Origin of the sequence: Paraconexibacter sp. (assembly GCF_041602235.1) — a bacterium.
Classification (GTDB): Bacteria; Actinomycetota; Thermoleophilia; order Solirubrobacterales; family Solirubrobacteraceae; genus Paraconexibacter.
Genome location: NZ_JBFIGP010000026.1, coordinates 1 through 26,119, shown reverse-complemented (window position 1 = coordinate 26,119; position 26,119 = coordinate 1). Strand labels below are relative to the sequence as shown.

Sequence of the window (26,119 nt, the reverse complement as noted above, 5' to 3'; positions counted from 1 at the left end):
GCACTTCCTGCCCGCCTCCGACCCCGGGTCCCTGGTCAACGTCGCCGGCGTGGGCATCCTCAAGACCACCGACCACCGGCTCGAGGCCCGCAAGCTCGTGTCGTTCCTGCTGAGCAAGACCGCCCAGGACTACTTCGTGGAGCAGACCAAGGAGTACGCGCTCGTCCCCGGGTCGCAGACCCTCGCGGACGTCCCGCCGCTCGAGGACCTGACGGCGGCGAAAGTCGATCTCGCGGATCTCGACGACCTCAACGGCACGCTCGAGCTGCTCGAGAAGACCGGGACGCTGTAGCGCCGATGAGCCTGCGGCGGACGCCCCCGCTGCTGCTCCTGGCCGCCGCACTCAGCGCGGCGGCCGTCGCGGTTCCGCTGCTCTACCTGGTGGTGGTCGTCGCGGACGCTCCCGACCAGGCATGGGAGGCGATCTGGCGCTCACGCACCGCCGAGCTCGCCGCGCGGTCCGTCGGCCTGGCGGTCGCCGTGAGCACGACCGCGACCGTCCTGGCGGTCACCCTCGCCTGGCTCACCACCCGCACCGACCTGCCCGGGCGCCGGGTCTGGGCGGTGCTCGTCGCGCTCCCGCTCGTCGTCCCCAGCTACATCGGCGCCTACCTCTTCGTCAGCGCGCTCGGGCCGGGCGGCCTGCTCATCCAGGTCGAATGGATCTACGGGTTCTGGGGCACCTGGATGGTCCTGACGCTCTTCACCTACCCGCTCGTGCTGCTCCCCGTGCGTGCCGCGCTGCGCAAGCTCGACCCGGCCCTCGAGGAGGCCGCCCGCGGCATGGGACGCAGCGCGGTGGAGGTCTTCCGCACCGTCACCCTCCCCCAGCTCGTCCCGGCGATCGGCGCGGGGGTCCTGCTCGTCGCCCTCTACACGCTCGCCGAGTTCGGCGCGGTCTCGATCCTGCGCTTCGACAGCTTCACCCGGGTCATCTACCAGTCGTACAAGGCGAGCTTCGACCGCACCGGTGCCGCCGCCCTGGCCTCCCTGCTGGTGGTCCTGATGCTCGGCCTCTACGCGCTCGAGTCGCGGATGCGGTCGCGGCACTCGGCCACCAGGTCCTCGCCCGGCACGGCGCGGCGTGCCACACCGGTGCCGTTGGGCCGCTGGAAGCTGCCCGCGCTCGGCGCGGTCGGCGCCGTGGTGTCCGTCGCCCTCCTCATCCCGGTCGGCACCCTGGTCGTGTGGTCGGGCCGCAGCGTCGCGGGCGACCCCGACTGGGCGCAGATCACGACCGCCGCAGGCAACTCGCTGCTCACCGCGGCGCTGGTCGCGGCCGCGGCCGTCGTGGTGGCGCTGCCGTGCGCGCTGCTGTCCTCCCGCTACCCGGGCCGCGTCACGAGGGGCATCGAGGCGCTGTCGTCCAGCGGCTACGTGCTGCCGGGGATCGTCGTCGCCCTGGCCCTGGTGTTCGTCGGCACCCGCGTGGCGCCGTGGGCGTACCAGACGGTGTTCATCGTCGTCTTCGCCATGGTGGTCCACTTCCTGCCGCTCGCGCTCGGCTCGATGCGGACCGCCCTGCTGCAGGTCCCGCGAAGCGTGGAGGAGGCCGGGCGGGCCGCCGGCCGCGGCCCGGTCGAGGTCTGGGCGACGATCACCGCGCCGCTGGCGATGGGCGGCACGCTGGCGGGCGCGGCACTCGTGTTCCTCACCGCGGTGAAGGAGCTGCCGACGGTGATCCTGCTCGCCCCGACCGGCTTCGACACTCTCGCGACGACGATCTGGACCCAGACGAACGCGGCGTTCTTCGAGGCGGGGGCCATCCCGGCGCTGGCGCTGCTGCTCGTCAGCGCTCCACCGCTCTTCCTGCTGGTCGGCCGTGACTGACGTGGGCGTGCGAGGATTGAGCGTGCCGTGAGCACCACGCCTGCTCCCCACCCGATCGTGTTCGACACGCCCCCGTGCGCCGCGATCGCCTGCACGGGCGTCGCGAAGCGCTACGGCGATGTCGAGGCCGTGCGCGGTGTCGATCTCGAGCTCCACCGCGGCGAGATCGTCGCCCTGCTGGGCCCGTCCGGCTGCGGGAAGACGACGATGCTGCGCGTGATCGCGGGGTTCGAGCACGCCGACGGCGGCCGCGTCGCCATCGGGGGCCGGATCGTCGCCGACGCCGACGCCGGGACGCACGTCGCACCGCAGGCGCGTCGGGTCGGCATGGTGTTCCAGGACTACGCGCTGTTCCCGCACCTCGACGTCGCCGCCAACGTGGGCTACGCACTGGGTCGTCGGCCGGACCGAGCCCGGGTCGACGAGGTGCTCGAGCTCGTCGGGCTCGGCGGCCTGGGACACCGCAGGCCGCACGAGCTCAGCGGCGGCCAGCAGCAACGCGTCGCACTGGCGCGAGCGCTCGCACCGTCCCCCGCGGTCGTCCTGCTCGACGAGCCGTTCTCGAACCTGGACGCGGCGCTGCGCGCCGAGGTCCGCGGTGAGGTGCGCCGACTGCTCCGTGCCGCGGGCGTCAGCGCCCTGCTCGTGACCCACGACCAGGACGAGGCGCTGTCGCTCGCCGACCGGGTGGCGGTGATGCACGACGGGCGCATCGAGCAGGTCGGCACGCCCGAGGCCGTGTACGCCTCCCCTGCCACCTGCTGGGTCGCGGCCTTCCTCGGCGAGGTCGACGTGCTGCGGGGCGAGGCGCGGGACGGTGCGGTCGAGACCCCGCTGGCGGTCGTCCCCGCGCCCAGGGACGTGTCCGGTCCGGTGGATGTCCTGCTGCGTCCGGAGAGCGTGAACATCGAGGCCCTCGGGGCGCCGCGCGACGCGCGCGATGCGATGGTGGTCGAGCGCGAGTACTACGGGCACGACCAGCTGGTCGTCCTGGAGCTCGACGACGGCATGCGCGTCCGGTCCCGCCGCCCGGGCTACCCGGCCTGGCACGCGGGCGACAAGGTGAAGGCCTGGGTGGACGGCCCGGTGACCGTCCTGCCCCACCGGCCACGCTGAGCTGCCGCGCCACCCGCCCACCCGGCCCGTGATCCGCGACGTTTGGCGCGACTCACTGGCGCGACGGCGCTCGTGGCGCTAGCGTCCCCTCATGCGCGCGATCAGGGGACTGGCCATGACGTTCGTGATCGCCCTGTCCGCCACGGGCACCGCCGCGGCCGCAGCGGACATCGAAGGGGTGTGGGAGTTCAGCGGCGGCAAGGTGGCGGTGCAACCCACGGGCGACGCGGCGACGTTCAAGGGGACCGTGCTGACCTCCACGCGCCTGGCCGAGTGCCCCCACCCGGCCGGCGAGATCATCTGGCTGGGCGTGACCCCGCAGCCCGACGGCCAGTACTGGGGCGGGCATCAGTTCTTCCGCGTCGGCACGTGCGAGCCGGCCGGTCGCGGGAAGACCGCGTTCCGGGTCCTGCGCAAGGCCGACGGCAAGGCGTTCCTGCGCATCTGCTTCGCGCCACCGGAACGGCCGGAGCTCCAGGCGACGATCGCGCCCGACGGCACCTCGGCCAACGCCCCGGCCGGATGCCGGGACAGCGACCTCGTCGCCCCCGCCGACACCAAGCCCCCCACGTTCAGCACGACCGTCTCCCTGCCCAAGCAGGGCAAGAAGAAGTGCCTCAGCAGGCGCTCCTTCAAGATCCGGCTCCGCGAGCCCAGGAACGACGCGCTGGCGAGCGCGAACGTCTACGTCAACGGCAAGCGGGTGCGGACCGTCAAGGGCCCGCAGCGCATCAAGGCCGGCGTGAACCTGAAGGGGCTGCCGAAGGGCCGCTACACGGTGAAGATCGTCGCCCGGACGGTGCTCGGCCGCACCATCAAGGGCACGCGGAAGTACCGCACCTGCGCGCCCAAGAAGAAGAGCACGCGCAAGATCAAGGTCTAGGCGCGGGGTTTCACGCGGCCTTCGTGACGGACGCGCCCCGAGCTCGGGCCGCGCGTGCGCGCCCGCAGATGCTCTCGATCAACGCCAGCAGCTCGTCGGGGCGCTCCAGCTGCGGGTGGTGTCCCATCCCCGGCCAGACGTGGGCGTCGACGTGCGGGAAGGCATGCGCGACCCCGGCCATGTGCGCGACCGGGACCAGCCGGTCGTGGTCCCCCCAGACGACGGTGACAGGCCCGGAGTAGTCGATCCGGCGGCGGTGGAAGGCGCGCTTGGAGAGCCCGCCGCGCACCACCGCCTTGGTCGCCTCGCGGGCCGCGGGGACGAGGTCGCCGTGCGCCACCACGCGATCGATGATGTCGTCGGCCGCCCCGAGCTCGTTGGCGATCATGACGCGGTAGGCGGTCCCGACCGCGACCCGGCTGCGCAACGCCCTCGGGAGCGCCAGCTGGGTGAGGTTGCGCATGCCCGGTAGGGAGATCGCCTCGGCGAGCCGGATCCGCCCGAACCCGGCGGGTGCGAGCAGCAGCAGCGCGCACACCCGACTGGGGATCCGCTCCGCGACCGCGGTGGCGATCGCCCCGCCGAGCGAGTGACCGACGAGCGCGAACTCCCCGTCGACGAGCTCCTCGACCCCCGCGATCACGTCGTGCGCATACGAGGAGAAGGCGGGGAAGGCGGGCATGTCCGAGGCGCCGAAGCCCGGGAGATCGAACGCCACGCACGGGCGCCTGGTCGACCGGCACAGGTCCGTCCACCCCTCGCTGGAGTCGAGCAGACCGTGCAGCAGCACCAGCGGCACCCCCTCCCCCTCCCACACGCGGGCGTGCAGGACCCGGGCGTCGGCGAGCTCGACGGTGCGACTGACCGGGCGACGCGCACGAGTTCTGGCCATGCCACAGTTGTCGCGCAACGGCCGCCCGGGCACCACCGCAGCGGCTCCCGGTCGGACTCCGCACTTCTCACCGTCGCCGTCGGTGGTTCTCCACCACCCCGGACCACCTCGCGGCCGCGGTGGACGCCGCAGCGCCGACGCGCATCGGCGCGCTAGGATGACCGTCCCCTGAGGGCGCGTAGCTCAGTGGGAGAGCGCTCGCTTCACACGCGAGAGGTCGCAGGTTCGAAACCCGCCGCGCCCATCCGACGAAATCCCTGGAAACGCGGGAGTTCGTCGGACTGGAGAAGTGCGTGAGCACGTCTTTGGGTGGAGGGAGTACCGCGAGGGAATACCACCCGACTTGCGATACCGGCCTTGTTCCATGTTCCGGAACGTGGAACACTGGGCCGGTGATCAAGGGGCAGGACATCGTGTTGCTCGTGCATCTGCTCGCGGCTGCGCCGGAGTGGACGGTGCGCGACCTGGCGGACGACCTCGGGCTGGGAGTCGGACCGATCCATCGCTCGCTCGGTCGACTCGCCGAGGCGTGCCTGTATGACGCGCATCGCAAACGTGTCGTGCGGAGTGCGGCGGCGGAGTTCCTCCTCCACGGGTTGCGATACGTGTTCCCGGCTCAGCCTCGTGGTGAGGTCCGCGGGCGGCCGGCCGCGTGGGCTGCGTCTCCGCTGCGCGAGCTGCTCGCCGACGATCACCCGCTGCCGCCGGTGTGGCCGGCGAGTGACGGCGCGGTCCGCGGTCTCGCTCTCGAGCCGCTCCATGTGAGCGCCCTGCGCGCCGCGCAGGCTGATCGCGTGACGGGTGAGCGTCTTGCGCTGCTGGACGCGCTGCGAGCGGGTGATGCGCGCGTCCGCGGTCTGGCCGCCGAGCACCTGCAGGTGAGCCTCGACGCGCCGGCCCGGGGGTCGGCGTGAGCGTCGCGCTGCTGGAGCGGGCCGCATCGGCGCTCGGCGAGTTGGGTGACCATGTGGTGTACGTCGGTGGCGCCACCCTCGGGCGGCGCACCGATGATGCTGCGCGACATCGCGGGCGCCCGGGAAGGCTTCACACCGCGAGAGGTCGCAGGTTCGAAACCCGCCGCGCCCATTCCGCAGGTGGCCGACGTCAGGCCCCGCGACGACTGCCGGGGCGCGGTCAGCTGTAGACGAGCCCGCCGGCGGCGCCCCACACCGGCAGAAGGCCCTCGACCTCCTGCGCGGGCAGGGGCCTGGCCAGCAGGAAGCCCTGGCCGTGCTCGCAGCCCAGGACCTGGAGCATCTCGAGTTGCCGCGGGTCGTCGATGCCCTCGGCGACGGTGCGGAGCCCGAGGTTGTGCGCGAGCGCGACGATGGCCCGCACCACCTCGCAGTGCCCGTCGTCGGTGTGCATCGAGGACACGAACGACCGGTCGATCTTCACCGTGTCCCCGGCGAACTCGTGCAGCCGGGCCAGCGAGGAGTAGCCGGTGCCGAAGTCGTCGATGTGGGATCGGACGCCCAGGCGAGCGAACTCCTTGAGGGTCGCGTCGAGACCGTCCGGGTCGCTGCTGAGCGTGCTCTCGGTCAGCTCGAGTCGCAGGACCGCGGGTGGCAGGCCGGTCTGCTCGAGCACCGAGACGACGTCGTCCATGAGCCGCCCGGGCTCGTCGAACTGGACGCCGGAGACGTTGACGCTGACGGTCACGTGGTCGTCGACGAGCCCCGCGGCGCGCCAGCGGGAGAGCTGGGTGCACGCGGTCTCCATCACGAGGCGTCCGAGGGGAGCGATGAGGCCGCTCTCCTCCGCGACGGGAATGAACTGATCGGGCGTGACGGGACGGTTCCCGGCCTGGTCCTCCGGCCACCTGGCGAGCGCCTCGAACCCGCTCAAGCGTCCGGTGGCGAGGTCCATGACCGGCTGGTAGGCGACATCCAGCCTGCGTTCCTCGAGGATGGCGCGGAGCTGGACCTCGAGGTCCAGCCGCCCCGTGACGTAGTGGTGCAGATGATCCGTGAAGACGGCGACCCGGCTCTTGCCCTGCCGCTTGGCCTCGTACATGGCGAGGTCCGCGTTGCGCATCATCTCGGCGGGCGTGGAGCCCAGGCCGCTCAGCGCGACGCCGATGCTCGCCCCGACCACGACCCGGCGGTCCTTGACGTGGAAGGGCTCCGCGAGGGCGTCGAGGATCCGGTTGGCGACCTGGACGGCGGCCTCCGGAGAGCGCACGTCGTCCAGCAGGATCGTGAACTCATCGCCACCCAGCCGGGCCACCGTGTCGCCGCCGTCCAGCGGGCGCGCCACCGTGTCCCCGGGCCGCAGGAGCGTGCTGAGACGCCGACCGACCTCGACGAGGAGCTCGTCGCCCACGGCGTGGCTGAAGCTGTCGTTGATGAGCTTGAACCGGTCCAGGTCGAGGAACAGGACCGCGCAGCTGCGTCCCGGGTCGCGCGTGGTCTGACGGATCGCGACGCCGAGCCGGTCCAGGAACAGCGCGCGGTTGGCGAGGCCCGTGAGCGAGTCGTGCAGCGCGTCACGGCGCAGGCGCTCCTCCGCCCGCTTGCGGTCGGTGATGTCGGACATCGAGCCGGCCGCGCGGATCGGCTGGCCGTCTGCGTCGCGGATCACGAGCCCCCGCGAGAGCACCCACCGGTAGTCGCCGTCCGCGTGCCGCATCCGGTGCTCGACCTCGATCGTCGGCGCCAGCCCGTCCACGTGGCGGTCGAACGCGTCGACCACGAGCTGGCGGTCCTCAGGGTGGATGGAGGCCTGCCACAGGCTCAGCGGATCGCCGGTCTCGTCCGGCAGTCCGAGCATCTCCTTCCAGCGCGGCGACAGGTACAGCTCGCCCGTGGTGGCGTCGTAGTCCCAGATGCCGTCCTTGGAGCCCTGCACGGCCAGGGCGTAGCGCTCCTGGATCTGCGCGAGGTCGGCGGCGCTGCGCAACCCGCGACGCAGGAACCCGACGGCGAGGAGACCGGCGATCGCGAAGGCGGCCATGATGCCCCACGGCAGCCACTTGCGCTGCCCGGTGACCGAGACGAACAGCGCGTCGGCGGGCGCGGTCAGCACCACGCGCCAGTCCGATCCCGCGACCGGGGAGCTGGCGAAGTACGTGTTGCCGAAGCTGCCCCTCGTTCGCGCGCCCAGCGCCTCGACCAGCGCGGACGGGCCGGTCGACAGCCCGGACTTGGCGCCGCGCTGGGTGGTGCCCACGATGACGCCCGCGCTGTCGAGCACGTACGCCTTGCCGCCGCCCCGGTGGTTGACCTGGCGCAGGTAGCCGGCGAAGAACTTGGAGAGCAACGAAGGCCGGAACCCGCTGACCAGCACCCGGGTCCCGTGGCGGGTGTCGAACCGCTGCGCCCACTGGATGACCGGCGTCCCACCGGGCGGCCGCCGCACATCGGAGAGCGCGAAGGTCCGCCCGCGGAGCACGGAGACGAGCCATGCCGGACGGGCCCGGATCATGCGCAGCACCCCGGCCGAGGTGTTCGTCGACGCGGTGAGGACCGCTCCGCTGGCGTCGAGCAGGATGACGTTGGCGCTCCGTCCGCTGCGCGCGGCCTCGTCGAGGACGCCCCGCGCGACCGTGCGTCCGCCGAAACGCTGCGCGTAGACCGGCTCGGAGGACTCCGCGGACGAGGCGAACACCGACTGGGTCAGCGCCGCGCTGAGGTCGACGCGCTCGACGAAGCGATCCGCCACGTCTTCTCGCGTCGTGTTCTGCGCGCCGGTGAGCGCGATCCCGAACGCGGCGAGCAGGCCGATCAGCAGCACGCCGACCGCGAGCAGCGGGCGCGCGCCGCGATGCCTCATGTGCGGCTTCCGAACACGGCTGCGGGTGAGTGGAGCACCACGGCCCTGTACTCGGCAGAGCGGACTCGGAACTTGAGGCCGCCACGACGACGCCGACTGCGGATACGCTCGATGCCCCGTGAGATGGCCACTGCTGGAGGGGATCGGCGACGACGAGGTGCGCGAGCTCATGAGCATCGCGCGCCGGCGACGGTTCGCGCGCGGTGAGGTCGTGTTCCACGAGCGCGACCCGGCCGACACGCTGCATCTGGTGTCGAAGGGCCGGTTCGCCGTGCGGATCTCCACACCGCTCGGCGACACCGCGATCCTCACCGTGCTCGGGCCGGGCGACATGTTCGGTGAGCTCGCGCTGCTCGGCGGCGAGGACCCGCGCCGCAGCGCGACCGTCTCCGCCCTCGAGGCGGGCGAGACGATGTCCGTCCACCGCATCGACTTCGACGGACTCCGCGACCGGCATCCCGAGACGGCAGACGTCCTGATCGCCATCCTGGCCGGGCAGGTCCGCCGGCTGTCCGGCCATCTCGTGGAGGCGCTGTACGTGCCGGCCGAGAAGCGCGTGCGCCGACGGCTGCTGGAGGTCGCCTCGCGCTACGGCGAGGGACCGGGCACGGTGGTCCCCCTGACGCAGGACGATCTGGCCGACCTGGCCGGGACGTCCCGGGCCACCGTCAACCGCGTCCTGCGCGAGGAGGAGGAGCGCGGCACGGTCGAGCTGGGACGCGGCCGTACGACGATCCGCGATCCGGAGCAGATCGCCCGCCGCGGCCGGTAGCGGGCGCCTGTCGGAACGTCAGCGGCCCTGGGCCGCCCCGCGTGTGACCACCTTGATGCTGCGACCGGCCGGGACGACGACGGAGCGGTTGCGGATCTTGTCGCGCACCAGGACGCGCCCCTCGGTGACCGTCACGCGCGTCCCGTCGCACTGCAGGGTCGTCAGCCACCGCGTCCCGACCGCGGCCGCCGACGTGGACCCTGTCGCGGTCCGCCACCGCCCGCCGCTCTCGCTCACCCAGAGGCGCCGCGACTTCTTCCTGCGCTTCTTCTTCTTCGCAGCAGCAGCAGCCGTGCGGGCCCCGTGACGTGAGGCACCCGAACCCGCCTCGCTCCGCCTCGCCGTCGGGCACCCCGGGAGCGAGGCGACGCGCATCAGCGTGATCGGCTGACGCACCGTGCCGAGCTGCGAGACCGTGAAGGGACCGTCGTAGACCCGCGCCGTCTGCTGGTTGCCCTGCTGGTCGGACGCCGTGGTGACGTTCAGCCGTCCCTTCGTCGCATCCACCGCCGAGCCCAGCCCCACGAGGTCCTGCTCGAGCAGCGGCAACGCGGCGGAGGTGCTTGCCGGGCGGACCGTCATGGTTCCGAAGCCTGGCGTGACCTTGAACGTGCGCCCCGACACGGCCGCCGGCACCGCGCCGACGTCGCTCACCCGGCGCACGCGGGAGTTGCCGGTGTCGGCGACCACGAACCCGCCGCCCGGCAGGGTCGCGAGCCCGCCCGGAGCGCGCAACCGCGCGCCCTTCGCCAGCCCGCCGTCACCGGCGAGACCCGCGGACGTGCCGGCGACGGTGAACACCGTGCCCAGCGGCGTGATGCGGCGCACGCGGTCGTTGCCCGCGTCCGCGACCAGGAAGCCCCCGTTGCGCAGCGCGGCGATGCTGACCGGCCCGTCGAGACGGGCGGACCGGGCGCTCTCGCCGTCGCCCGCGAACCCCGGGCCGACGCCCGCGATCGTCGTCATCGTCCCGTCCGGCGTGATGCGCCGCAGCCTGGCGTTGCCCGTGTCCGCGATGACGACCGCGCCGTCGCTGGCCACCGCGACGTCCTGGGGCGAGGAGAGCAGCGACTGCGCGGCGGGCCCCCCGTCCCCGGCGAAGCCCGCGACGGCGCCGCCGGCGACGGTCGCGATGCTCCCGTCGGGCAGGACGCGCCGGATCCGGTGGTTGCCCGTGTCGGCGACGAGGAACCCCCCGTCGGGCAGCAGCGCGACCGCGGCCGGCGTGTCGAGCGCGGCACCGAGCGCGGGGCCGCCGTCGCCCGAGAAGCCCTGCGCGCCCGACCCCGCCACGGTGGCGATCATGCCGTCGGGTCCGACGCGGCGCACCTGATGGTGCAGCGTGTCGACCACGAGGAACCCTCCGCCCGGCAGGGCGGTCACTCCGCGCGGGGACGACAGGTCGGCGCTCGTCGCCGGCACGTTGTTCGACCGCGTTCCCGCGTCCGACCCGGCCGCCGTGACCATGGTCCCGGAGGACGTGATGCGACGGACGCGGTCGTTGCCGGCGTCGGCGATCGCGATGCTCCCGTCGGCCAGGACCGCGACATCGGCCGGGGCGGCGAGCTGCGCCTGGGTGGCCGGCCCGCCGTCGCCGGCGAAGCCGCTCGTCGTGCCGGCAGCGGTCACGATCGTGCCGTCGGTGGGCGGGGAGGGGAACTGCGCGGCGGCGCTCGCGGGCACCGCTGCCGAGGCGAGGGCGACGAGGACGAGCAGCCGGTGTCGGGGTGGGCGGAGCATGGTGGGCGGGACCTCCACGAGCACCTTAGCTCCGCGGGCCGCGGCCGTCCGTCGCGTGCGTGACGCACCGCACGTCGCGCCCGCGACACATCCCGTCCGGCGCGTAGGCTGCACCCGATGTCAGCGGGCCGCCAGCGACGTCGTACCGCGCTGCTCCTCGCGGTCGCGATCGTCGCCGCGGGGTGCGGTCTCGCCGCGGACGCCACCCAGGTGCTCCGGGCCGCCGAGCTCGCGACCGTGGACGCCAGGTTCGACGTGCGCGGGACCCGCTCCCCGCCCGCTGACGTGGTGATGGTCGGCCTGGACGACCGGTCCGTCGAGACCATCGACGAGCGACCGCCGATCCGCAGGCGGCACCACGCCCGCGTCATCGAGCGGCTCTCCGAGGCGGGCGCTCGCGTCATCGTCTACGACTTCGACTTCACGGGCCAGACGTCGGTCCGGGACGACAACGCGCTGCTCACGGCCATGCGCCGAGCCGGCACGGTGATCGTCGCCACCACGCGGGTCGACGCCGACGGGCGCAGCGACGCGCTCGGCGGGGCTCGGACGCGTCGGTTCGCCCGGACGGTCGCGGCGAGCGCGAACTTCCCGGAGCGGACGCAGCGCGGAGGGGTCGTGCGTCGCCTGCCCTACGCCGAACGCGGGGTGCCCTCGCTGGCCGTGGCCGCTGCGCGACGCGCGGGAGCGGCGATCGATCGCGACCGGTTCTCCGGGGACGGCGCCTGGATCGACGTTCCGGGACCGGCCGGGACCGTCCCGACGGTCTCCTTCCTCGACGTCCGTGACGGACGGGTCCCGGCGTCCCGCCTTCGCGGCAAGGTGGTGGTCGTCGGGGCGACGGCGCTGGCCCTCGGCGACATCCGCTCCACGGCCGCCGGCGACGGCGTCCCGGGGGCGGAGATCCACGCGGCGGCCGTCGAGACGCTGCTGCGCGGCATCCCGCTCCGCGACGCTCCCGGAGGGACCGCCGCGCTGTGGATCGTGCTCGCCGGAGCGCTGACCCCGCTCGCCGCGATCCGCCTGACGGGGTTGCGGTGGCTCCCCGTCCCGCTGCTCACCGCCGCGCTGAGCGCGGTGATCGCCCAGGCCGCGTTCGGCGCGGGCGGCAGGATCCTGCCGTTCGTCCCCGCCGTGCTCGCCCTCGGCGTCGGCAGCGCGGGGTCCTTCGCGGTCGCCTACGCGACGGACCTCCGCGACCGCCGGCGGCTCCATGCCCTGTTCTCGCGGTTCGTGCCCGCCGCGGTGGTGGACGAGGTCGCGGCGGCGGCGGGCGAGGATCTGCGACTGGGAGGGGTGCGTCGGGACGGCACCGTGCTCTTCTGCGATCTCCGCGGCTTCACCTCCGCCGCCGAGCCGCTGTCCCCGGAGGAGGTGATCGGGATGCTCAACGTGTACCTCACCGAGATGAGCGACGCGATCCTCGATGCCGGGGGCACGGTGGTGTCGTTCATGGGCGACGGCATCATGGCCGTCTTCGGAGCCCCGCTCCCGCAGGACGACCACGCGGACCGGGCGCTCCGAGCGGCGGCGGAGATGCTGGGGCCGCGCCTGCGTCGCTTCCACGAGGTCAGCGCGCTGACGGCTCCGCTGGACCTCGGCGTCGGCGTGGCCAGCGGCCCGGTGATGAGCGGCAACGTCGGCTCTCCGCGGCGGGTGGAGTACACCGCGGTGGGCGACACGACGAACACCGCCGCACGGCTCGAGGGGATGACCAAGGAGACCGGTGTACCGATCCTGATCGCTGACTCGACACGCCAGCGCCTGAGAGACCCCGGCGGGTTCGCGCTCGAGGAGGTTGGCGACGTCGCGGTGCGCGGCCGCGAGGCGACGGTCTGCGCCTGGACGCTCAGGCCCCCGGGGGGCTGACGCACACCGGCTCCCGCGGGGTGTCCGCGGGAGCCGGGGGCACGACGGAGCCGGGTGAGACGATCACGCGGTCTTCGGCACGCAGAGCACGTAGGCGCGCAGGGCACGGTCCACGCCGGCCATGTTGCGGCCGTACACCTGCCAGCCGGTGATCTGCGCGGCGCCGTTGATGACGGGCGTCGAGTTGGTGACGGGCGCCTGCAGCGCGGTCGGGGTCTCCTGTGCCGGGATGAACCAGCCGCCGCCGCCGCCGATCCCCTTCTCGTCGGCCTGGCAGTTCGCCTGCACGTTGGACGGGGTGCCGCCCGCCGGACCGGGCACCTGGGGCGCGGTGGCGACCCGGACGCGCACGTCGTTGGCCATGAACGCCGCCGCCGGCTTGCCCTGCAGCTTGTCCGCGTCGAGGGCCTTCGTGGCCGTCTCGGCGGTCTTGGCGGTCTCCGCCGTCTTGGCGGTCTCGGCCGTCACTGCGGTCTCGGCGGTCTTCGCGAGCTCCGCGGTCTTGGCCACGTCGGCGGTGTCGGCGAAGAACGACCGCGGGACACGACCGAGGCGCGACTCGTTGATCTGGGTGCCGGTCAGCGTGTTGTTCATCACGCGGTCGGCGGGGATGGAGCGCTTGTAGAGCGACTTGCCGCTCATCTTGGTGGCGGCGTAGCTGGTTCCACCGAGGGCCATGACCAGCGCGACGACGGCGACGATCATGGAGCTCGAGGGGCGGTTCGTGGAGCGGAACATGGTGGTCCTCCTGGGACGGTGTGCGGGTGGCCGGTTGCCCTCCGCGGTGTAGCCAGGAGACTGCTCGTGAACGGCCCGCCCGACCGCTCCCTGCGCGACGCAAGAAGTGTCACGGCCGCGACACTCTGCCTTAGGCTTCGCGAACGCCGTGATCGTCGATCTCCACGCGCACTACCCGATGCACCTGCTCCCCGACGCGCCGGGAGATCCCCTCAAGGTGCTGTCCTCGGGTCAGCACGGCGACCGCTGGCGGGACCGGGCCAACCAGACGCTCGTGCGCTTCGCGAGCCGGTTCGCCAACTACGAGTCCCCCAGCGCCGGCCCGGGGGTCACGGTCAAACGCATGAAGGAGGGCGGCGTCAGCGTGTGCTGCTCCGTCCTGTACTCGTTCTGGGACGAGTTCGACCTGACGCTGTGGCGGCGCGGGATGCCGCCGGACCCCAGCTACTTCCCCACCCTGGAACGGCAGATCGACACGGTCGAGCAGCGGCTCGTGCAGCACCACCTCGGCGATGTCGCCCTCGTCCGCAACCCGGCGGAGCTCGACGCGGCGCTCGAGAGCGGCACGCTGGCGATGATCCACACCCTGGAGGGCGGGTTCCACGTCGGCCACGACGCGCGCAGCATGGACGCGCACGTCACGCAGCTGGCCCATCGCGGGATCGCGTCGATCGCCCCCGCCCACCTGATCTACCGCGGTATCGCCACGAACGCCGCCGCGCTGCCGTTCCTGCCGGACTGGGTCTACCACCTGATCTTCCGTCAGCCCCAGCACGGCCTCACCGCGCTCGGCGAGACGCTCGTGCGCGCCATGGTTCGTGAGCGGATGCTCATCGACATCACCCACATGAGCGCCGCGTCGCTGGCGGACACGTTCGACCTGCTCGACGACCTCGATCCGCAGCGCACGCTGCCGGTCATCGGCTCCCACATCGCCTGCCGGTTCGGGGGACTGGAGTACTCGATCACCGACGACACGATCGCCCGCGTGGCGGCCCGCGGCGGGGTCCTGGGCGTGCTCTTCTGCGACCACTTCGTCAGGGACGGGCTCCGCCGCCGCCGCGTCGAGGATCTGGAGGGCTCCCTCGACCTCATCGGCAAGCACGTCGACCGGATCGCGCGCGTCGCAGGCGGGCATCACGTCGCGGCGCTGGGCTCCGATCTCGACGGCTTCATCAAGCCGATGCTGCCGGGACTGGAGCACATGGGCCGCATGCGCCACCTCGTGGCCGGTCTCGAGCGCCGCTACGGCGAGGCGGTCGCGTCGGCCATCGCGGGGGAGAACGCCCTGCGGGTCCTCCGCGGCGGATGGCGCGGACGGCCTGCGGCCTGAGCGCATGGGTCGGGTCCGGCGCGCAGCGATCGTCGCGATCGCCGCCACGACGCTCCCCGCGTGCGGGGGCTCCGACACCGGGCCGTCCTCACCCGGGAGGACCGCTCCCGGCCCGTCGGCCGAGCGAGCCCGGCCCGTCCTGTGCGACGCGACCACTGCCCGGAGCCTCGGACGGGTGGACGACCCCACGGTCGACGAGCTCAGCGGTCTTGCGCGCAGTGGCCGCGACCACGACAGCCTGCTCGCGGTCGAGGACTCGGGGAACGCGGCCGGCGTCACGCTGCTGCGGCGCGACGGCCGTGTCACCGGCTTCGCCCGGGTCACCGGAGCGCAGAACGTCGACTGGGAGGATCTCGCGACCGGCACCCGCGCGGACGGCGCTCCGGAGGTCTACGTCGCCGACATCGGTGACAACGAGAAACGGAGATCCGACGTGCAGATCTACGTCGTCGCCGAGCCGAGGCCCGGGGCAGCCGCAACGGCGCCCGCCCGGCGCCTGAACCTGCGGTACCCGGACGGCGCGCACGACGCCGAGACCCTGCTGTTCGACCCCATCCGGCGGGAGGTGATCATCGTGACGAAGGACCTGATCGGTGCCCGGTCCTACCGCGCGGGTACCGGGGATGCGCCAGGTTCGTCTGCGGAGCTGCGCCGCGGACCCGCCGTCCCGCTCGGCGTCGTCACCGCGGGCGACGTCAGCGCGGACGGCCGGACTGTCGCCCTGCGGAGCTACGGCACCCTCGCCGTCTGGCGCCGGCGGGGCAGCGAGCCGCTGACGCAGACCCTTGCTCGCAGCCCGTGCCGGGCGCCCGCGAGCCTCGCCCCGGAGGGCCAGGGCGAGGCGCTCGCCCTGGCGGCGGACGGGCGCAGCGCGATCACCGCACCGGAGGGATCCAGGCCGCTGCTGCGCCGCTACCGGTGACGCCGTACGGACCGACCCAACGGATATACGAGTCTCATCGGGCCTGATCTCCGGGCATCATGTGCGGTCTGATGCGTGCTCCTGAGGCAGGCAGGACCTCGTCACCACCGGACGCCACGGCGGCAGCCCCAGCGTCGACCGTCGCGCTGCGGCTCCTGGAGTCGGCCCCGGACGCGATCCTCGGCGTGGACCCCGACGGCGTCATCCGACTCGCGAACCGGGCGTCCGCCGTGCTCTTCGGCTACGAGCCCGACGAGCTGCTCGGGCATCCGATCGAGCTCCTGCTTCCCGAGGCGCTCCGCGAGACCCACGTCGGTCACCGGCGCGCGTTCGCGGAACGCTCCAGCGCCCGGCCGATGGGCGCGGACCTGGACCTGGCTGCCGTCCGCAAGGACGGCAGCACCTTCCCGGTCGAGATCTCCCTGGCACCGGTGGACGGCCCGGGCGGCCCCCTGGTGACCGCGATCGTCCGCGACGCGACGGAGCGCCGCCGCACCGAGCACGCGCTCCAGGTCAGCCGCCGGAGGCTCGCGGAGGCGGAGCAGCTCGCGCGCGTCGGCAGCTGGGAGTGGGACATCGCCGCGAACGCGGTCACGTGGTCGGATCAGCTCTACCGGATCTACGGCCTCGAGCCCCAGTCCCTCGAGCCGTCGTACGAGAAGTTCCTCGCCTTCGTGCACGACGACGACCGCGAGTCGGTGAACGCGCGCAACCAGAAGGCGTTCGCCGACCACCAGCCCTTCGAGGACGTCAAGCGCGTCGTGCGCGCCGACGGCACCGAGATCCTCATGCGTACGCAGGGCGATGTCGTCTGTGACGAGCACGGAGCCCCCATTCGCATGATCGGCGTCTGCGAGGACGTCACCGCCGAGAAGCGGGCGCAGGAGACCCGCGCGATCCTCTCGTCGATCGTGCAGTCGTCCGGTGACGCGATCCACGCCCTCGATCGCGTGGGCCGCGTCACGGGGTGGAACCCGGCGGCGGAGTCCCTCTTCGGCTACGGGGCCGACGAGATGATCGGCCGACCGGCCGACCGCCTGCTGCCCCCGGCGGAGGCCGGACGGGAGCACCAGGCCTTCGCCCGCGTGCTCGACGGCGGTGCGGCGGAACGCTTCGAGTCCCGGCGGGTGCGCCGGGACGGCACGCAGGTCGACGTGTCGCTGACCATGTCCCCGATCATCAACGACGGCGTGGTCACCGGCGTGTCGGTGATCACGCGGGACGTCGGTGAGCGCAAGCGCCTGGAACGGCAGCTCCGGTACCTCGCCGACCACGACCCCCTCACCGGACTGCTCAACGGCAGGCGGTTCGAGGAGGAGATCGCGTCGCGCATCGCGGACACCGCACGCTACGGCGGCCACGGGGCGGTGCTCGCCCTCGGCATCGACGGGCTGAAGGACATCAACGACTCCCACGGGCACAGTGCCGGCGATGCGCTGATCCGGTCGATCGCCGAGCGCCTGCGGGGGCGGCTCCGCGACACCGACGTGCTCGCGCGGATCGGCGGCGACGAGATGGGTGTGTTGCTCAGCCGCTCGACCCCGGAGGACGCCCGCACCCTGGCCAAGGCCCTGCTGGACGCCGTACGGGACCACCGGCTGCTGCTGGAAGGGCAGGTCGTTCGGACCACCACGAGCATTGGCGTCGCGATGTTCGACGGCGAGAAGCCGGCCGCATCGGACGTCCTCGCCGCGGCCGAGCGCGGACTCTACGCCGCCAAGGACGCGGGCCGCGACCGGATCATGACCGCGCCCGCCACCGACGCGGACACGCCAGGGCGAGGATGGGCGCTGCGCCTGCGTGAGGCGATCGACGCCGACGGGCTGATGCTGCAGTACCAGCCGATCCTCGACCTCGCCGCCGGCACGGTCCACCGCTACGAGGCGCTCGTCCGGCTGCGCGGGCCGGAGGGTCCCATCCCGCCCCTGGCGTTCATCGGCACCGCCGAGCGCCTGGGTCTCATGCACGACATCGACGCGTGGGTCCTGCGCGAGGCGATCGGCGTCCTGGCCTCGCGTCCGGACATCGCGCTGGAGGTGAACGTCTCCGGGCGCAGCGTCGGGGACCACGACCTGCCGCAGATCGTCGCGCGCGAGCTCCGGCGCACGGGCGTCGATCCGTCGCGGTTGATCATCGAGATCACCGAGACCGCGGCCATCGCCAACATGGACGACGCGCGGCGGTTCGCCGACGAGATCCTGGAGCTCGGCTGCGCGTTCGCACTGGACGACTTCGGCGCCGGGTTCGGATCGTTCGCCTACCTCAAGCACCTCCCCGCGGACCTGCTGAAGATCGACGGGGAGTTCATCAAGGCTCCCCGCTCGCACGCCGACGAGCTGATCGTGCAGTCGATCGTCGCGATCGCGAAGGCGATGGGCAAGCAGACGGTGGCCGAGTGCGTCGGGGACCAGGAGACGGTGGACGCGCTGCGGGCGATGGGCGTCGACTACGCGCAGGGGTTCTTCATCGGACGGCCCGCCTCGCTCGACGAGATCGAGGCCGCAGCGGTCTAGTTGAAGGTCGCGACGTAGGCCATGCCGCTCGCGTCCTGGGCCGACGGGACGAGGAAGAGCGCGAAGTCCCCCAGAACCGCGTGCGAGAACGGCAGCGTCGCCTGGTGCAGGATCCTGTCGCCGGGCCCGCGGAACTCCAGCGTGAACGGCGCCCGCGCGTCCTCGGTCGGCTCCCCCAGTGGCTCGGAACGCTCGAGCACCAGCGGCACGACGTGCTCGATGCCCTCCTGGTCGACCGCGCGGACCGCGAACTCCGACCCGACGTGCGGCGCGAACGTGTCAGCGGTGCACGCCTCGAGCACTAGCGGATCTTGAGCCGCATCCGGGTGGTCGCGCGCCACCCCGTGCGGCTGACGGTGGTGATGACGAGGTCGTAGCTCCCGCGCTTCAATCGGCGGTAGCGCCGCATCGGCACGCGCAGCGACGACCGTCCGCGCAGCCGCTGCGTACCGCGCGCGTAGACCACGTCGTCGCGGACGAGGCTCACCCGCACCTTGGCCGTCTTGCGCGCATCGACGAGTCGTAGGCTCGTGCTGAGCACGCCGCCGCGCGAGCGCAACGTCGCCGAGACCACGCGACGCGCCCGCGCCTTGCGCTTCACGGTCCGGCGCTCGGGACTCGTGGTCTGCGTGCCGGTCGCCGCGACGGGCACGGCCGGTGCTGCCGCGACCGCGACGTAGTCCGCGTTGCTCGTCGAGGCCGGGGGGTGCGGGGCGGTCCGTTCGGCCTCCGCGAGCTTGACCGTCCGGTCGATCACCGCTTCGTAGCGCTGCTGGTGGGTCGTGCGATCGACCGGCACGAGGAAGAGCGTGGCCGTTCCCAGCCGCTCGTGGTGCAGGTCGTAGGTGGCCTGCGACAGCTGCGGCGCGGCCGGACCGGTGAACGTCAGGACGAACGCGTCATCGCGCCCCGCAAGGCTGCGGTCGGACGCCGCCCGGGGCAGGTCGGCGACCTCGACGAGCGTCAGTGAGAGGTCGTCGACCACGAAGGTCTCGCCCACGAGATCGACGTATGCGCGACGCTGGAGGTAGGACGGTGTCGCGGCGACGGCCGACGCCATGAGGCGTGCCGGCCCGCTGGACAGGACGACGACGGTCGCGGTGGCGCCGGTGACCTGCACGAACCGTCGACGCGTCAGCTCCGCGAGTCGCTCACCGGTCTGCGTGCGCATCACTGCGTCTCCTTGTACTCGAGGCGATCGTGCGCCCCACCCGTCGCCACGACTCGGAACCCGAGTCGCTCGTACAGCGCGCGCGCCGGGTTGCCGTGGGCCACGTGCAACGTCACGGGGCGCTGCGTGCTGTGGCTCTCGTCGATGAGCGCAGTCAGCAGCGCCGTGCCGATGCCTGCGCCTCGAGCCTCGGGCAACAGGGTGACGTCGACGAGACGGATCTCGGTCGTGGTCCGGTCCACGACGAGCAGCCCCACCGGGGCACCCTCGACCTCGATCACGGCGCGTGTGGCCTCGGGTGTCGTACCCGTGATCGCCCGGTCCTGAGCCTCGTACTGCAACGCCAGCAGTCCGTCGCGCTGGTCCGCGGGCAGTGCCGCGAACTCCTGTGCCCGCGCGCCCGTGTAGAGGCGCATCAGCAGGCCGCGCTCGACGACCGGGTCGACGGCCCGCAGCGTGACGGTGGAAGTGCACGGGACGGTCATCAGCCCCGCGGCGGGAAGATGCCCTGGAGGGCGATGATGTAGTTGAGCACGAGGAGTGGTTGACGGTTGTCGTGCGCCTGCCCTCCACCGTTCGGGGACAGCGCCTGGTTGGCCATCGGGACCAGGTTCGTGCTGGAGTTGCTCTGGTACGCGAACCCCGGGCCGCTGCGCGCGAAGGCCCGGTCCGGCGCCGGGGCCTGTACCTCAGCGGGGTCGGGCACCGCTTTCACCGTGTGCGTGTGAGCCGGTATCTGGGTCTGGACGAGCGTGACGGTCGCCTCGCCCCCGCTCTCACCGAGTGCGTACAGCGAGAGCCCCGGAGCTCGACGCGGTCCCAGGGGAGCGCGGTCTTTCAGGTTCGGCAGGGCGAACGTCGTCCGCCCGTCCCCCCCGTACGTGGTGCCCAGGAGCGAGAAGAGGGCGGTGTTCTGGGCGAGTGGCAGGAGCTGGCCGTCGCAGAAGGCCCACCCGCGAGGAGCGAAGTTCCCGGCGAAGACCCGGATCTCGGCGATGAAGGGATCGGCCATCAGCTGCTACTCGGGTAGATGCCGTAGAGGGAGATGATGAAGTTGACCGCCAGGAACGGCATGCGGTTCTCGTGCGGCTGCGACCCGCCCGCGGGCCCGAGCATGGTCGACGGCAGTGACTGCGTCGGCGTGTCGGCGATGAACATCGTCGTCGAGGGTGGGTTGCCGACGACGTTGCCCTGGGGACCCGAGCTGGCTCCGGCGGTGGTCGACGCATGGAAGTCGTGCGCATGGGCCGGGAGCTGTGCCGCGGTCAGCGTGACGCTCTCGGTGCCCGCGAGCACACCGAGCGTTCGCGTGCTCAGCCCCGGCCCCGACCCCTGGTGCAGCGGCACCCGGCCCCGCAGGTCGGGCAGCGCGAACGTGTTCACGCCGTCCCCACCGTAGATCGTCCCGATCAGGCTGAACAGCGTGTCGTTGTCGGAGATGGCCAGCAGCTGGCCGTCGCAGAACGCCCACCCCTGCGGAGCGAAGTTGCCGGCGAACATCCGGATCTCTCCTACGAACGGATTGGCCATCAGTTTCGACTCGGGAAGATGCCTTGCATGGCGATGCACCAGGTGAGGACGAGGAAGGGCTGGAGGTTCGAGTGCCCCTGGCTCGACCCCGTGGTCGCCACCGTCCCGGCGCGCAGCGCGGTCAGGTTCGTGGGCGGTGCGTAGACGTTGTTGGCGGCGGCGAGGACGGAGGGGACCGGCTGATCGCCGTTCTGCGACGACGCCTGGACGGTGTGATCGTGCACGGGCATCTCGGCGATGGTGAGGGTGTGCGACTCCTCTCCGGTCTTCGTGCCGAGGAACGGGAGCGCGTCCCCGCGGTGGACCGCGACGCGACCGCGCAGGTCGGGAAGCGCGAAGTTGACCCTGCCGTCGCCCCCGTAGGTCGTGCCGAGCAGGGAGAACAGCGCCTGGTTCTGGTTGATCGGCAGTATCTGACCGTTGCACGGCGCCCATCCACGCGGGGCGAAGTTGAACGACATCAGCCGCAGTTCTGCGAGGAACGGTTCGCTCATCCGATCACCTCACGGACTCGGGAGGGAGCAGGTGCCGGTCCCGACGAAGCCGGGCCCGCTGGCGGTTGACGATGCGGTCGGAGTCCCACCGGCGTCGTTGCGTCCGATCAGGAACGCGTTGACGGCGGCGGTGTCGCCCGTCGCGCCGCCGTACCCCGGCAGCCGGACGGTGGTGCTCGCGAGCTGGCGCACGCGGATGTCGGCGCCACCCGAGGCGCCCGATCCGAACACGGTGTTCTTGAGCGCCGCGGTGGTGCCGCCGAGATCCAGGCAGGTCGTGGTCGTCTCGGTACCGCCGGTCGTCCCGGACCGGAAGAACACCCCGTGCAGCGCGAAGCTCCCGGGGTTCGCGATCGTGTTGCTGCGGACGGTCGCCTCGAGCCCCGTGGGCCCGTCGTTGGCCGTGAGGTTGATCCCGGCGAGGTTGGCGTACTGACGCAGCGCGTTGTTCGCGATCAGCGTCCGGACGAACGACCCGCCGTTGGAGTTGACCGTGATCGTGTCGCCGCTCGAGGACCCGGAGTCAGCCGTACCCGCGGCGCCGATCGTGTTGCCCGTGATCGTCGCGTCGAGCGACACCAGCTGCGGAGCGGCGGCGGTTCCCGGGCCGTCGATCACGATGGCGCTGTCCCGCGCGCCCTGGATGGTGTTGTTCGTCAAGGCGACGTCCACCGTGGCGCTGCCGCCCGAGTTGACGGTGATGCCGCCACCGAGGACCGAGGCGGACGTGGTCGTCAGCGTCGCGTTGTCGACGGTGAGGTTCTGCCGCAACGTCCCCGCCGTGCTCGCGTCCGTCGTCATGTGGACGTGATCGCCGCGGTTGTTCGTGAAGGTGGTGTTCTGCACGTTCATCGTCATCGATCCGTCGTCCGTGCTGACGAGGCGGATACCGTCGTCGCCGACGCCGGAGGCGAGGTTGTCGCCGAACGTGCCGCCGGTGACGGTGGCGTTGAGCGTACCGCCGGCGTTCTCGATCGCAAAGTTGTTCTCGGCGTTGCCGGTGACGGTCGCGCCCGTGAGCGCGACCGTGCCGGTGAGATCGGTGAAATCGAGGCCGTTCTCACCGACCGCGTTGCCGTTGTTCGTGACGGCGGAGTCGGTCATCGAGAACCCAGTGACGGAGGTACCCCGGATGCCGTCGTCGGCGCCGCCCGAGACGTTCATGTTCGTCAGCGACACGCCGCCTCCGACGTTCGTCAGCCGGATCCCCGGGCCCGTCGAGTTCTGGATCGTGCCGCCGGTTCCGGCGCTTCCCGTGCCTGTCACGGTCAGTCCGCCGCCGGCGCCGGTGCTGTCCAGCTCGATGCCGGACGTCGCGCCGTTGGAGGTGATCCGCTGGAACGTCAGGCCGGCGGCGCCGATCTGCGTGCTCACGACGCGTAGCGCGTTTCCGGTGGCGCCGTCGCCGTCGATCGTGTTTCCGGCGCCGGACACGCTGAGCGTCCCTCCACCCTGGGCCACCATCCGCGCACCCGTGCCCTTCACGTCCAGACCGCCGTTCGGGAACGCCATGGAGTGGCCGCTGTTGTTCAACGCGTTGAACGAGGCGACCTGCTTCACCGGCCCGCTGAACGTGGTGGAGCCACCGCTGTTCCCCGCCATCCGGATGTCTCCCCCGGGGTCCGCCCCGTCCAGGATCGAGCCGCTGAACGTCGCGATCCCACCGCTCCGACTGCTGACGACCACGCTGTCCCCGGGTCCGTCGAGGATGTCGCCGGCGTACGTGATGTCACCGGCGCCGCCGGAGATCAGGAACGCGCCGAAGCGGATGCCACCTGCCGAGCCACCGCTGATCGCGCCGGCCTCGGCGGTGAACGCGCCGGGGAAGTCCGCGAACGCGACCGCAGCCGCGGTGCTCGGCGTCGCGTCGATCCTGTCGAAGCTCAGCACGCCGTTCGTGTCGAGGATCCCCAGGGCCGGGGAGTCGGGGGCGCTCACGGTCGCGGTGCCCGCGCCCGGCACGTTCACCGTCCCCGCCTGCGCGAGATCGAAGGCCGGGGTCGAACTCGTGCCGACCGTCGCCAGCGAGAGGTCCACGCCGACGCCGTCGCCGAAGGTCGTGGTGCCGGTGGTCTGCACCATCAGGATGCCTCCCGCAGGGGCGTCGGTGACGGTGATGTCGTCGAACACGCTCCCCGGCCCCATGTCGGTGCTGCGGGCGTCGAGGCCGCGGGCGCCGCTCGTCGTGATCGAGACGGTGCCGGTGTCGGCGAAGCGCACGGTGCCCGCGCTGTTGAGGCGGACTCCGATGGCCCCGGTCGTGGTGACGACGAGGTCCGACACGTCGAACGTGCCCGTGGTGGCGTCGAGCTCGAGTCCGGGCTGGTCGCCGGCCGTGCCGGTGTCGATGATCCTGACGTCGTCGATCGTGCCGCTCGCGTCCCCGGCCCCGCCCGCGATCCCGCCGCCCGCGCCGGACGGGTCGATCTGCAGGCCGCGGACCGTGTTGCCGGAGGCCAGGGACACGACGTCGGCGCCCGAGTTGGTGAGCGTCGGCCGCTTGGCCGGGACCCCGGCCTGCAGCACGCTCGCGCCGATCCGCAGGGTCGCTGCCTCGCCGAGCAGTCGCTGGTCGTCCTTGAGGGTGATGCCGGCGTCGAGGCCGGTCGTCGAATCGTCGCCGTCGAAGACGAAGATGGTGTGACCGGTGCCCGAGGCCGTCTGGGCCTGCGCCAGCGTGTCGAACGGCGCGCTGGACGTGCCCGCGTTGCCCGGGTCGTCGTTGTCGACGTACCAGACGCATCCGTCGAGCGCGATGGTCACCTGGCCCGTGTCGCTCGCGACGCCGTCGGTGACGGTGTACGTGAAGAAGTCGGACGTGTCGGTGCAGCCCGGTGCCGGGGTGAAGACGAAGTCGCCGTCGCTCTGCAGCGTGACGGAGCCGCCGTCGTTCGTCGGGAAGGTGCCGGGCGTGACCGTGATCGACGCGCTGTCGGGATCGGTGTCGTTGCCCAGGATGTCGCCACTGATCGACTTCTTCGGCCCGGACGCCGACGGCGGACCGTCGGTGGGGTCATCGACGACGAACGTCGTGTTGCCGACGGCGGCGTCGGTGCCGTCGAACGTGTCGTCGGTCGCCACCGGCGCATCGGACACGCCATCGACCGTGATGGTCACCGTCGCGGTCGACCCGGCTCCGGCGCCGTCCACCACCTTGTAGGTGAACGCGTCGGTGTCGGACTCCCCTGTCGACAGCCCCTGGAAGGAGGCGCCCGGGGTGTAGGTGAAGGAGCCGTTGGCGTTCAACACCAAGCTGCCCTTCGAGGGGCCCGTCACGAGCGCCGCCGACTTCGTGTCGCCCGCGTCCGGGTCGGTGTCGTTGGCGAGCACGCCGGGTGCGGCGACGGTCACCGCAGTGTCCTCGTCGGTCGTCGCGCTGTCATCGACCGCCACCGGGGGGTCGTTGACGCAGGTGACGGTCATCGACACCGTGGCGCTCGACCCGCCGTTGAGGGTGTACGTGAACGTGTCCGGTGTCGTGCCCGGCGGGTCGTTGCAGGAGTTCGCATCCGGCGCGTAGGTCAGGCCCGAACCGCCACCGGTGATCACCACGGTCCCGTTCGCCGGCTGCGTCACCGACCCGATCTCCTTCGTCCCACCATCAGGGTCCGTGTCGTTGGACAGCACCGGGACCGCGGTCGCAGCCGCATCCTCCGCCACCGTCGCGTCATCGTCCACCGCCACGGGTGCATCGTCCACGCAGGTCACGGTCATCGACACGGTGGCCGAGGACCCGCCGTTGAGCGTGTAGGAGAACGTGTCCGGCGAGGTGCCCGGCGGGTCGTTGCAGTAATCCGGATCCGGCGCGTAGGTCAGGCCCGAACCACCACCGGTGATCACCACCGTCCCGTTCGCCGGCTGCGTCACCGACCCGATCTGCTTCGTCCCACCATCAGGGTCCGTGTCGTTGGACAGCACCGGGACGGCGGTCGCAGCCGCATCCTCCGTGACCGTCGCGTCATCGTCCACCGCAACCGGCGCATCGTCCACGCAGGTGACGGTCATCGACACCGTCGCGCTCGACCCGCCGTTGACCGTGTACGTGAACGTGTCCGGCGTCGTGCCCGGCGGGTCGTTGCAGTAGTCCGTGTCAGGCGCGTAGGTCAGGCCCGTACCGCCGCCCGTGATCACCACGGTGCCGTTGGCCGGCTGCGTCACCGACCCGATCTCCTTCGTCCCCCCGTCCACATCGGTGTCGTTGGACAGCACCGGGACCGCGGTCGCAGCCGCATCCTCCGTGACCGTCGCGTCGTCATCCACGGCCACGGGCGGATCGTTGACGCAGGTGACCGTCATCGACACCGTGGCGCTCGACCCACCGTTCAACGTGTACGTGAACGTATCCAGCAAGGTGCCGGGCGGGTCGTTGCAGTAATCCGGATCCGGCGCGTAGGTCAGGCCCGTACCACCACCGGTGATCACCACGGTCCCGTTGGCCGGCTGCGTCACCGACCCGATCAGCTTCGTCCCACCATCAGGATCCGTGTCGTTGGACAGCACCGGGACCGCGGTCGCCCCCGCATCCTCCGTCACCGTCGCGTC

At 72.2% G+C, this 26,119-nt stretch carries 20 protein-coding genes, 1 tRNA gene and 1 pseudogene; 11 read left to right on the top strand and 11 right to left on the bottom strand.

Annotated elements, in window-relative coordinates; all coding sequences use genetic code 11:
* The 4 genes and pseudogenes from ABYE80_RS03840 to ABYE80_RS03825 form a co-directional block, all read left to right on the top strand.
* Positions 1-292: pseudogene (locus ABYE80_RS03840) on the top strand (iron ABC transporter substrate-binding protein); the annotation flags it as partial.
* Between the two features lie 5 nt (positions 293-297).
* Positions 298-1,830: an ABC transporter permease gene (locus ABYE80_RS03835; protein ID WP_372788802.1), complete on the top strand. Its 1,533-nt coding sequence runs from the start codon at positions 298-300 to the stop codon at positions 1,828-1,830.
* A 27-nt stretch (positions 1,831-1,857) separates the two neighbouring features.
* A complete protein-coding gene (locus ABYE80_RS03830; protein ID WP_372788801.1) occupies positions 1,858-2,946 on the top strand; it encodes an ABC transporter ATP-binding protein in 1,089 nt (362 codons plus the stop codon).
* A 91-nt stretch (positions 2,947-3,037) separates the two neighbouring features.
* Positions 3,038-3,829 (top strand): hypothetical protein, encoded by a 792-nt coding sequence (locus ABYE80_RS03825; protein WP_372788800.1) that lies wholly within the window; start codon positions 3,038-3,040, stop codon positions 3,827-3,829.
* Positions 3,830-3,839: 10 nt separating this feature from the next.
* On the opposite strand, the gene ABYE80_RS03820 is transcribed toward ABYE80_RS03825, so the two are convergent.
* Positions 3,840-4,721, bottom strand: coding sequence for an alpha/beta fold hydrolase (locus ABYE80_RS03820; protein ID WP_372788798.1), 882 nt, complete (start codon positions 4,719-4,721; stop codon positions 3,840-3,842).
* Positions 4,722-4,893: 172 nt separating this feature from the next.
* Here ABYE80_RS03820 and ABYE80_RS03815 point away from each other — a divergent pair.
* Both ABYE80_RS03815 and ABYE80_RS03810 read left to right on the top strand, forming a co-directional pair.
* A tRNA-Val gene (locus ABYE80_RS03815) sits at positions 4,894-4,965 on the top strand.
* Positions 4,966-5,014: 49 nt separating this feature from the next.
* Positions 5,015-5,635 (top strand): hypothetical protein, encoded by a 621-nt coding sequence (locus tag ABYE80_RS03810; RefSeq protein WP_372788797.1) that lies wholly within the window; start codon positions 5,015-5,017, stop codon positions 5,633-5,635.
* Positions 5,636-5,855: 220 nt separating this feature from the next.
* Here ABYE80_RS03810 and ABYE80_RS03805 read toward each other — a convergent pair whose 3' ends face one another.
* Positions 5,856-8,495, bottom strand: coding sequence for an EAL domain-containing protein (locus tag ABYE80_RS03805; protein WP_372788795.1), 2,640 nt, complete (start codon positions 8,493-8,495; stop codon positions 5,856-5,858).
* A gap of 118 nt (positions 8,496-8,613) precedes the next feature.
* On the opposite strand from ABYE80_RS03805, the gene ABYE80_RS03800 reads away from it, so the two are divergent.
* Positions 8,614-9,267 carry a Crp/Fnr family transcriptional regulator gene (locus tag ABYE80_RS03800; protein WP_372788793.1) on the top strand — a complete coding sequence of 218 codons (654 nt, stop codon included), beginning with the start codon at positions 8,614-8,616 and terminating at the stop codon, positions 9,265-9,267.
* Positions 9,268-9,285: 18 nt separating this feature from the next.
* Here ABYE80_RS03800 and ABYE80_RS03795 read toward each other — a convergent pair whose 3' ends face one another.
* Positions 9,286-11,007 carry a hypothetical protein gene (locus tag ABYE80_RS03795; protein WP_372788792.1) on the bottom strand — a complete coding sequence of 574 codons (1,722 nt, stop codon included), beginning with the start codon at positions 11,005-11,007 and terminating at the stop codon, positions 9,286-9,288.
* 117 nt (positions 11,008-11,124) lie between these two features.
* On the opposite strand from ABYE80_RS03795, the gene ABYE80_RS03790 reads away from it, so the two are divergent.
* On the top strand, positions 11,125-12,876 hold the full coding sequence (locus ABYE80_RS03790; protein WP_372788791.1) for a CHASE2 domain-containing protein: 1,752 nt from the start codon (positions 11,125-11,127) through the stop codon (positions 12,874-12,876).
* Between the two features lie 63 nt (positions 12,877-12,939).
* Here the strand turns inward: ABYE80_RS03790 and ABYE80_RS03785 are convergent, their stop codons facing one another.
* Entirely contained in the window at positions 12,940-13,614 is a 675-nt protein-coding gene (locus tag ABYE80_RS03785; protein WP_372788790.1) for a hypothetical protein, read from the bottom strand.
* Positions 13,615-13,762: 148 nt separating this feature from the next.
* Here ABYE80_RS03785 and ABYE80_RS03780 point away from each other — a divergent pair, with 148 nt between their 5' ends.
* The 3 genes from ABYE80_RS03780 (at position 13,763) to ABYE80_RS03770 (ending at position 18,382) form a co-directional block, all read left to right on the top strand.
* Positions 13,763-14,947: a dipeptidase gene (locus ABYE80_RS03780; RefSeq protein ID WP_372788788.1), complete on the top strand. Its 1,185-nt coding sequence runs from the start codon at positions 13,763-13,765 to the stop codon at positions 14,945-14,947.
* A 175-nt stretch (positions 14,948-15,122) separates the two neighbouring features.
* Entirely contained in the window at positions 15,123-15,869 is a 747-nt protein-coding gene (locus ABYE80_RS03775; protein WP_372788787.1) for a hypothetical protein, read from the top strand.
* Positions 15,870-15,940: 71 nt separating this feature from the next.
* Positions 15,941-18,382, top strand: a complete 2,442-nt coding sequence (locus ABYE80_RS03770; protein ID WP_372788785.1) for an EAL domain-containing protein — start codon at positions 15,941-15,943, stop codon at positions 18,380-18,382.
* On the opposite strand, the gene ABYE80_RS03765 is transcribed toward ABYE80_RS03770, so the two are convergent.
* The 7 genes from ABYE80_RS03765 to ABYE80_RS03735 all read right to left on the bottom strand — a co-directional run.
* Positions 18,379-18,684 carry a hypothetical protein gene (locus ABYE80_RS03765; protein WP_372788783.1) on the bottom strand — a complete coding sequence of 102 codons (306 nt, stop codon included), beginning with the start codon at positions 18,682-18,684 and terminating at the stop codon, positions 18,379-18,381. The genes ABYE80_RS03770 and ABYE80_RS03765 overlap by 4 nt on opposite strands.
* Positions 18,684-19,553 (bottom strand): hypothetical protein, encoded by an 870-nt coding sequence (locus ABYE80_RS03760; RefSeq protein WP_372788782.1) that lies wholly within the window; start codon positions 19,551-19,553, stop codon positions 18,684-18,686. Before ABYE80_RS03760 ends, ABYE80_RS03765 begins: the two co-directional genes overlap by 1 nt.
* Positions 19,553-20,038, bottom strand: coding sequence for a GNAT family N-acetyltransferase (locus ABYE80_RS03755; protein ID WP_372788780.1), 486 nt, complete (start codon positions 20,036-20,038; stop codon positions 19,553-19,555). Before ABYE80_RS03755 ends, ABYE80_RS03760 begins: the two co-directional genes overlap by 1 nt.
* The gene (locus tag ABYE80_RS03750; RefSeq protein ID WP_372788778.1) at positions 20,038-20,565 is read right to left on the bottom strand and encodes a phage tail protein; all 528 of its coding nucleotides are present in this window, start codon (positions 20,563-20,565) and stop codon (positions 20,038-20,040) included. The genes ABYE80_RS03755 and ABYE80_RS03750 overlap by 1 nt, the downstream gene beginning before the upstream one ends.
* Positions 20,565-21,083, bottom strand: coding sequence for a phage tail protein (locus tag ABYE80_RS03745; RefSeq protein WP_372788777.1), 519 nt, complete (start codon positions 21,081-21,083; stop codon positions 20,565-20,567). The genes ABYE80_RS03750 and ABYE80_RS03745 overlap by 1 nt, the downstream gene beginning before the upstream one ends.
* Entirely contained in the window at positions 21,083-21,577 is a 495-nt protein-coding gene (locus tag ABYE80_RS03740; RefSeq protein ID WP_372788776.1) for a phage tail protein, read from the bottom strand. Before ABYE80_RS03740 ends, ABYE80_RS03745 begins: the two co-directional genes overlap by 1 nt.
* Before the next feature lie 9 nt (positions 21,578-21,586).
* Positions 21,587-26,119: beta strand repeat-containing protein (locus ABYE80_RS03735; RefSeq protein ID WP_372788775.1), on the bottom strand; the 4,533-nt coding region annotated here is incomplete at its 5' end.